At 63.1% G+C, this 1387-nt stretch carries 2 protein-coding genes; both read left to right on the forward strand.

Annotated elements, in window-relative coordinates:
- A partial coding sequence (pilV, locus tag HMPREF2924_RS15790) for a shufflon system plasmid conjugative transfer pilus tip adhesin PilV (protein WP_070700568.1) occupies positions 1–999 on the forward strand: 999 nt, incomplete at its 5' end.
- Positions 1000–1016: 17 nt separating this feature from the next.
- The coding region (gene pilM / locus HMPREF2924_RS15795) for a type IV pilus biogenesis protein PilM (RefSeq protein WP_070700570.1) at positions 1017–1387 on the forward strand (371 nt) is incomplete at its 3' end.

A 1387-nucleotide genomic window follows, 5' to 3' on the forward strand; every position in this document is an offset into this window, starting at 1 on the left:
GCTTCCGAACTCTCGATCCGCCGGATCGCGCAGCTCATGGGAGCCACCGGGGGCTACATCTCGAAAACCAACACCAGTGTCGCCCAGGGCGCCGCCTGGCAGGTGGCCTTGAGCAATTTCGGTAGCGCTCCCGGCGCTGGACACCTGGCGACGGCGCTGTTCTTCCAGGACGGCGCCATTGCCAACGAGTACCTCTACCGCAATGCCGTCCCGGGTCATCCCGAGCTCAACCGGATGAACACGGCATTGAATATGGGCGGCAACAATATCGCCGCAGCCGGAGCGGTCACCGCCAGCGGAAACATCACGACCAGCGCGGACATCAGCGCGCGCAACGTGACAGCCACTGGCACGGTGAAAGCCGGTACTGCTGACGTCGCCGGCGAGACGTACACCGGAGGCTGGTTCAGGACCCGCGGTAACTCAGGTTGGTACAACGAACGGTGGGACGGTGGCTGGTATATGAGTGACAGCACATGGGTCAGGTCGTGGATGAACAAGAACGTTTATACCGGCGGAGAATTGAGAGGGGGAAAGCTCAGCTCCGAAGGTAGAACGACCGTCGGCGAGTACCTTCAGATCAATGGTTTGGCGGCAGAAAATGCAGGATGCGCCCCCAATGGCCTGGTAGGCAGAGACAACAGCGGCCCCCTATTCTGCACCGATGGGCTGTGGAAACGGCCCAGTGGCGTGAATATCGCCACCCCTGTGGTGCTGGCACAGTATCCCGCCGATAACCGACCCCGCACCCACTGCCAAGCGGTATCCAGGGACGCGCTGATCAATGGCTCCGGCCCCGGCGTTCTGCGCCTGGAAGTCGATGGCGTGATCGTTGGTCAAGCGCGCTCCACCGCTGGGCGAAACGCTGACGTAGTTGAAGACGCCTCGATCTCCGCCATGGTGAAAGCCGGACACCGGTTCTGCCTTTACAGCACCGTTGTGCTCGCAGGATTCGGCAACTCCGCCGGCATGCGTGTGACGGCCACCTACCTCAACTAGGGAGTCCTCCAGATATCATGCCGCTGCTCTGGATTGCCCTATTGCTCACCCTGCTCACCGGAACCTGGCTGAGTGTACAAAGCGACCACGCGACCTCGAGCGCCGAACTGGCCGAGGTCGATACCCTGGCCAGGAGCTTGCTGCTCTACCGCTCCAGGCTGGCGGAGTACGCACACGCCAACCCCGGTTTCAGCGGTTCGCCGGCGGACTCCGCTCTTGGTTTACCGGCCTGGTTCCGCAAGCCAGCGCGGCTTCAGGGCTACATCGCCGCCGACACCAGCTACGCCTTCATCGCCTCGCCGCCGGCAGGGCTGGCGGCAGCCGTGGATGCCGGTACGGAATCCGACCTAGTTGGTGTCAGGCGCAACGGCCAGTTAGTCACGCGCCG

The organism is Pseudomonas sp. HMSC063H08 (assembly GCF_001813645.1).
Taxonomy (GTDB): Bacteria; Pseudomonadota; Gammaproteobacteria; order Pseudomonadales; family Pseudomonadaceae; genus Pseudomonas; species Pseudomonas aeruginosa.